General features: G+C 56.3%; 9 protein-coding genes. 2 read left to right on the top strand and 7 right to left on the bottom strand.

All coding sequences use genetic code 11. From position 1 onward, the window contains the following. From hemW to HMPREF9538_RS23080, 5 genes are all read right to left on the bottom strand, one after another. A partial coding sequence (gene hemW / locus HMPREF9538_RS23060) for a radical SAM family heme chaperone HemW (RefSeq protein WP_009484130.1) occupies window positions 1–590 on the bottom strand: 590 nt, incomplete at its 3' end. After that, complete coding sequence (locus tag HMPREF9538_RS23065) at window positions 583–1176, bottom strand: XTP/dITP diphosphatase (protein ID WP_002916615.1); 594 nt, start codon at window positions 1174–1176, stop codon at window positions 583–585. The genes hemW and HMPREF9538_RS23065, both read right to left, overlap by 8 nt. Window positions 1177–1188: 12 nt before the next feature. Further along, on the bottom strand, window positions 1189–1479 hold the full coding sequence (yggU, locus tag HMPREF9538_RS23070; RefSeq protein WP_002916614.1) for a DUF167 family protein YggU: 291 nt from the start codon (window positions 1477–1479) through the stop codon (window positions 1189–1191). Continuing rightward, on the bottom strand, window positions 1476–2042 hold the full coding sequence (locus tag HMPREF9538_RS23075) for a YggT family protein (protein ID WP_002916613.1): 567 nt from the start codon (window positions 2040–2042) through the stop codon (window positions 1476–1478). The genes yggU and HMPREF9538_RS23075 overlap by 4 nt, the downstream gene beginning before the upstream one ends. 20 nt (window positions 2043–2062) lie before the next feature. Beyond that, window positions 2063–2764, bottom strand: coding sequence for a YggS family pyridoxal phosphate-dependent enzyme (locus HMPREF9538_RS23080; RefSeq protein ID WP_004144780.1), 702 nt, complete (start codon window positions 2762–2764; stop codon window positions 2063–2065). A gap of 16 nt (window positions 2765–2780) precedes the next feature. On the opposite strand from HMPREF9538_RS23080, the gene HMPREF9538_RS23085 reads away from it, so the two are divergent. Further along, window positions 2781–3761 (top strand): type IV pilus twitching motility protein PilT, encoded by a 981-nt coding sequence (locus tag HMPREF9538_RS23085; RefSeq protein ID WP_004900568.1) that lies wholly within the window; start codon window positions 2781–2783, stop codon window positions 3759–3761. Between the two features lie 348 nt (window positions 3762–4109). Then, the gene (locus tag HMPREF9538_RS23095; RefSeq protein WP_002916607.1) at window positions 4110–4763 is read left to right on the top strand and encodes a LuxR family transcriptional regulator; all 654 of its coding nucleotides are present in this window, start codon (window positions 4110–4112) and stop codon (window positions 4761–4763) included. A 52-nt stretch (window positions 4764–4815) separates the two neighbouring features. Here the strand turns inward: HMPREF9538_RS23095 and ruvX are convergent, their stop codons facing one another. Then, window positions 4816–5232 carry a Holliday junction resolvase RuvX gene (gene ruvX, locus HMPREF9538_RS23100; RefSeq protein WP_009484129.1) on the bottom strand — a complete coding sequence of 139 codons (417 nt, stop codon included), beginning with the start codon at window positions 5230–5232 and terminating at the stop codon, window positions 4816–4818. Beyond that, window positions 5232–5795, bottom strand: coding sequence for a YqgE/AlgH family protein (locus HMPREF9538_RS23105; RefSeq protein ID WP_002916603.1), 564 nt, complete (start codon window positions 5793–5795; stop codon window positions 5232–5234). Before HMPREF9538_RS23105 ends, ruvX begins: the two co-directional genes overlap by 1 nt. Window positions 5796–5930 lie beyond the last annotated feature (135 nt).

Raw genomic sequence — 5930 nt, 5'->3', positions numbered from 1 at the left:
GTCAGCTGGTACCACGACAGGTGCGGCGGGTTGAGGGCAATCGCCTGACGCAGATCGTCCAGCGCCTCCTCCAGCGACTGGTCCGGCAGACCGTGCATCAGGTCGAGGTTGAAGCTGCGCAAGCCGAGGCCGCTGGCGAGACGTGCTGCGCGCTTGGCCTCCTCCGGGCCGTGGATCCGCCCCAGGCGCTGCAGCTTCGGTTCGCTAAAGCTTTGTACGCCGATGGAGATGCGGTTCACCCCGGCGCGCTGATAATCAACGAAGCGATCGGCCTCCACGGTACCCGGGTTGGCTTCCATGGTGATTTCCGCCCCGGCGGCCAGCGGCAGGCAGGCGCGGACGCCATCGAGCAGGGTTTGCATGGCCGGGCCGGACAGCAGGCTCGGCGTACCGCCGCCGATAAAAATAGTGCCTATTTCCCGTCCCTGGGCATAGTGCGCATCAGCCTGCAGATCGTTCAGCAGATGCTGGACGTAGTCATCATGCGGCACCTCGCCTTTCAGCGCATGCGAATTAAAATCGCAGTACGGGCATTTCTGCACGCACCAGGGAATATGGATATAGAGACTCAGCGGCGGCAAATTAGCCATTACGTAATGCTTCCAGTAACAGTTTCAGCGCCTGCCCGCGATGGGAAATGGCGCTCTTTTCTTCACGGCTCAGTTCGGCCGCGGTTTTCCCTTCTGACGGGACGAAGAAGATCGGGTCGTAACCGAAGCCGCCATGACCGGCGGCTTGTCGGGTGATTACCCCAGGCCAGCTGCCGTGGCACACCAGCGGCGTGGGATCCTCGGCATGGCGCAGATAGACCAGCACGCAGTGGAACTGGGCCTGACGCTGGTCGTCCGGCACGTCTTTTAACGCGTCGAGCAGCTTCTCAAGATTCTGCTGGTCGCTGGCATCGACGCCGGAATAGCGGGCGGAGTAAATACCCGGCGCGCCGCCAAGAGCATCGACGGCCAGACCGGAATCGTCGGCGATGGCCGGCAGGCCGGTGATCTGCGCCGCGTGGCGCGCTTTCAGAATCGCGTTTTCAATAAAGGTCAGGCCGGTCTCTTCCGCAGAGTCCACGCCCAGCTCGGTCTGAGCGACGATATCGAGACCAAAATCTTCCAGCAGCGAGGCCAGTTCGCGCACTTTGCCGGCGTTACCGGTAGCGAGGACGACTTTTTGCATGATGAATCCTGTTTATTCAGTTAGCGCCGCGACCGCAGTCGGGATCTGTTGTGGGGCGATGATTTTAACTTGCTTATGGCGGCCCAGCTCGCCTTTTTCAATCAGTACCTGGCTTTTGGCGACGCGGAACTGTTTGGCGAGAAATTTCACCAGGTGGGCATTGGCCTGGCCATCAACGGGCGGGGCGGTAATGGCGACTTTAAGCTCGTCGCCATGTACGCCCACGATGCTATCGCGGCTGGCCTTAGGCTGAATGTACAGCCTCAACACCAGCCCGTCAGCGCAGGTTTCAACGGCACTCATAGCGCCATCCACAGCCCCGGCAGCAGTACATTACCGGTGGCCTGCAGCACTTCGGCGATGCCCATATTGATTACGTACAACAGCAGTACCAGCACCATCGGCGAGAAATCGATACCGCCCATCGACGGCAGCAGGTTGCGGATAGGGCGCAGCAGCGGGTCCGCCAGCTGCATCAGCACATACTCCACCGGGCTACGGCCCTGACTGACCCAGCTCATGATCGCCATCAACAGCAGTACCCAGAAGATCAACGAGCCGATGGTTTTCAGCAGAATAAGCAGAGCGGAGATCCAGATGATCGGCTGGAAGGTGATCACCATAAACAGCACGATCGCTTTGATGACGCAGAGAATAAATGCCACCAGCAGCGAGGCGCTGTCAATCGGCCCCATTGCCGGGATAATCCGGCGCAGCGGTCCGACAATCGGCTGCGTGGCTTTCACCACAAACTGCGAAAACGGGTTGTAAAAGTCGCAGCGCGCCCACTGCATCCAGACGCGTAACAACACGACCATCGTGTAAAGCTCAATGACCGTTGAAAGCAGGAAAGTCAACGTCTTCATGGCGTTCCTCAGATTCCTTATTATTTGCTGTAGTCGCGCGCACCAAAAATGGCTGTACCGATGCGCACCATCGTGCTTCCCGCCGCGATTGCGGCTTCCATATCGTCCGACATTCCCAGAGACAACGTATCGACCGTGGGGTACCGCGTTTTTAATCGCGCAAATGCTACCGCCATTTGCCGGGCGACGGCAAACTGCCTTACATATTCTGACTCAGGCGCGGGGATGGCCATCAGGCCGCGCAGTTCCAGATGAGGTAACTCAGCGATCTCCGCCGCTAAGCCGTCGAGCGCTTCCAGCGGGATGCCGGATTTGCTCTGCTCATCGCTGATGTTAATTTGAATCAGCACCTTCAGCGGCGGCAAATGCGCCGGGCGTTGCTCGTTCAGGCGGGTGGCGATTTTCAGCCGATCGACGGTGTGGCACCAGTCAAAATGCTCTGCCACCAACCGGCTTTTGTTGGACTGCAGGGGGCCAATAAAGTGCCACTGCAGCCCGCTGACGCCAGCCTGCTGGAAATGGTTAATCTTCTCCACGCCCTCCTGGACGTAGTTTTCACCAAATGCCCGCTGGCCTGCCGCAATGGCTTCTTCGATCGCGCTCGCAGGTTTCGTTTTACTCACTGCAAGCAATGTCACTTCTTCTGGCGCACGCCCGCATCGGGCGGCAGCACCGGAGATTTTGTCCCGGACCTGTGCCAGGTTATGCGCAATATCGTTCATATTCCGAGGATGAGTTATGAAGCTGGAAGAAATCGTAGCCCTTAGTGTAAAGCATAATGTCTCCGATCTACACCTGTGCAATTCCGCCGCACCACGCTGGCGGCGGCAGGGCAGGCTGCAGCCCGCGCCCTTTCCCGCGCCGGATATTGCGAATTTACTCAACGACTGGCTCGATGCCGCACAGTTACTGCACTGGCAGGAACACGGCCAGATTGACTTTGCGCTGACCCTGGCCTGCGGTGCGCGGCTGCGCGCCAGCGCCTTCGCCCATACGCGTGGGATATCGCTGGTGCTGCGCCTCCTTCCTGAACAGTGCCCGCGTCTGGACACGCTCGGCGCCCCGCCTGCGCTGAGCGAACTGCTGGCGGAAGAGAGTGGTTTGCTGTTGGTCACCGGAGCGACGGGCAGCGGCAAGTCGACCACCCTGGCGGCAATGGTGGGGCACCTCAATCAGCATCTTGATGGCCATATTCTGACGCTTGAAGATCCGGTGGAATTTATTCATCACAGCGAGCGCTGTCTGATCCAGCAGCGGGAAGTTGGCCGTCACTGTCCTTCGTTCGCCGCGGCGCTCCGCGTGGCGCTGCGCCAGGATCCGGATGTGATCCTGCTCGGGGAGCTACGCGATAGCGAAACCATTCGCCTGGCGTTAACCGCGGCGGAGACCGGGCACCTGGTAATGGCGACATTACATACCCGCGGCGCGGCGCCGGCGGTGGAGAGATTGATCGATGTCTTTCCGGCGGAGGAGAAAGATCAGGTTCGTAGCCAGCTTGCCGGAAGCCTGTGCGCGGTGCTGGCGCAAAAATTGTTACCTGCACGTCAGGGCGGGAGAGTTGCGCTATACGAGCTTCTGGTCAACACGCCAGCGGTGGCGAATTTGATCCGTGAAGGAAAAGTACATCAATTGCCTGGTGTGATGCAGACCGGGATGCAGGCCGGAATGTTGACCTTTACCCAGAGTTTTCAGCAACGTGTCGCTGCAGGCGCGCTATAAGATGAGAAAGAGATTGATATGACAGGTTAAATGATATGTTAGATGAATGTTTATTTGTTGTTTATTAATATTATTTGGTAATACAAATAACTTTTGATTATAAATTCAAATAACACATTCAGATTAGATATGTCGACAGTGAATACGCATTTCCAGGAAAAAAGTTTGATTATCTTTTGACAGCTTTGAGTCATTCGATTTATGCTGTTTGTGGGAATAGGATGATTCTCATGGAATAACGTTTCAGTTTGTAAATTACCTTGGTGATTTATAAATTCACGACTGTTTGTATCTTTTTTTATTCATTTAACCACCATGGCGGTGGGTAACAGCTAAGGAGAGTTTTAAGTGATTAATTTAAATGGAAATTCATCATCTTCTCGTCAGGTAACCTTTATTACCCACCCGTCTATTCAAAGCAAAGCCTTTGCCAGCTATCTGAGCGAAACCCTGATGGCACCGGTGGTTTTACAAAATATTAATAAACCGCTGGCGCAGCGTTTGGCAAAAGATTCTGTAATATTATTTGATATTGCAGTGTCAAATAAGAAATTAAACGGGGTGTGGCGGGATATTATTCGCCTGCAGGCAGACAATCCTCGTTTGTTGATTATTAATAGCGCACAAAAGTATGAGCTATACGAAATGGCGCAGTGGCCGGCTTTATATGGCGTGTTCCGTCATGACGATGATGAATCGCGCTTAATTGAGGGCGTTAAGGCCGTGCTGAACGGCGAGCAGACGGCTGAATTGAGCGTGATGCACCCGGCGATGTACGCTGCGGACCATGCATCGACTCCAGTAGAGAACTCGCCGCTGACCGAGCGGGAATGCGAGATCCTCAACGAACTGCGCTGCGGCGCGACGAACCTGGATATCGCCCGCGCGCTGTTTATCAGCGAGAACACGGTGCGGACGCACCTGTACAATGTGTTTCGTAAACTGAGCGTGAAAAATCGCACCCAGGCGGTGAGCTGGGCTAACGAACATCTGCGCCACTAAGCGGGTAAACGTGCGCCGTCAGCGGTCCGCCGGCGGCGCAGGAGGGCAGAGTTTAAAAGCTCTGCTCGAAGTAGCTTTCCAGTATGACTACGGCAGAGGCCGAATCGACGCTGCCTTTATTCAGCGCCCGGTAGCCGCCGTGTTCAAACAGGCCCGCGCGGGCCTCAACCGTACTCAGCCGTTCATCGTGGAGAAGGATCGCGACGCCAAAGCGGCCATGAATTTTATTGGCGAAATTACGCGCGCGCGCCGTCAGCGGTTGCTCGGTGCCGTCCATATTGAGCGGCAGGCCGACGATTACCGCCTCAGGCTGCCACTCTTTAAGCAGTTTTTCGATGACGTTCCAGTCCGGTTTACCGTCCTGCGCCTTCAGCGCCGGTAATGGTCGTGCGGTCGCGGTGATGCGTTGTCCCCCCGCCACGCCGATGCTTTTGGTGCCAAAGTCAAAGCCGAGAAAGGTTCCGCTCATCACGCATGCCCCGCGACGCCCGGCATCGTCACAATGTCGATACCAATCAGTTTAGCCGCCTCGCGCCAGCGATCGGCGATCGGCGTACGGAAAAGAATATTCTGATCCGCCGGGGCGGTGAGCCAGGCATTATCTAAAATCTCCTGCTCCAGCTGCCCTTTCTCCCACGAAGAGTAGCCCAACGCAACCAGCACGTTGCCCGGCTGCCGATCGGTACCTAAGGTTTCAAGAACATCCCGCGAGGTGGTAATCACCGTGTTATCCGAGATGCGAATGCTCGAGGAAAAGTCAGAGGGCGGGGTATGCAAAATGAAGCCGCGGTCTTCCGCCAGCGGGCCTCCCAGCATCACCGGTTTATCCAGACGGATCTCTGGATTGCGCGGCTCCGGGACAATTTTGAGCTTCTCAAGGATCCCTTCCACCTGCAGATTTTCCAGCGGCTTATTGATAATAATGCCCATGGCACCCTCGTCGTTGTACTCGCAGATATAGACTACGGAGCGGCGGAAAATGGGGTCCTGAAGCGCGGGCATGGCAATCAGAAAGTGATGCTGTAAATTCATTGTCAGAGGTTCGTTCCTGGTTCAAAAAAGCAACACCCAGTATGCGGGCAAAGTAGAATGGTGTCGATGCACTTTATCTGGCCGGCGCCCGAGTGGCGTCAGGCTGGCAACGTTTCACGAGCGCGGTAATCCGCG

Source organism: Klebsiella sp. MS 92-3, from assembly GCF_000195655.1.
GTDB lineage: Bacteria > Pseudomonadota > Gammaproteobacteria > Enterobacterales > Enterobacteriaceae > Klebsiella > Klebsiella pneumoniae.
This window is presented reverse-complemented; position numbering and strand designations above follow the sequence as displayed.

What these genes read in the sequence shown, in the direction of transcription:
- HMPREF9538_RS23065 (WP_002916615.1), bottom strand. Translation starts at nt 1,176, where the DNA reads ATGCAAAAAGTCGTCCTCGCTACCGGTAACGCCGGCAAAGTGCGCGAA.
- HMPREF9538_RS23105 (WP_002916603.1), bottom strand. Translation starts at nt 5,795, where the DNA reads ATGAATTTACAGCATCACTTTCTGATTGCCATGCCCGCGCTTCAGGAC.
- HMPREF9538_RS23075 (WP_002916613.1), bottom strand. Translation starts at nt 2,042, where the DNA reads ATGAAGACGTTGACTTTCCTGCTTTCAACGGTCATTGAGCTTTACACG.
- yggU (WP_002916614.1), bottom strand. Translation starts at nt 1,479, where the DNA reads ATGAGTGCCGTTGAAACCTGCGCTGACGGGCTGGTGTTGAGGCTGTAC.
- HMPREF9538_RS23080 (WP_004144780.1), bottom strand. Translation starts at nt 2,764, where the DNA reads ATGAACGATATTGCGCATAACCTGGCACAGGTCCGGGACAAAATCTCC.
- ruvX (WP_009484129.1), bottom strand. Translation starts at nt 5,232, where the DNA reads ATGAGCGGAACCTTTCTCGGCTTTGACTTTGGCACCAAAAGCATCGGC.
- HMPREF9538_RS23085 (WP_004900568.1), top strand. Translation starts at nt 2,781, where the DNA reads ATGAAGCTGGAAGAAATCGTAGCCCTTAGTGTAAAGCATAATGTCTCC.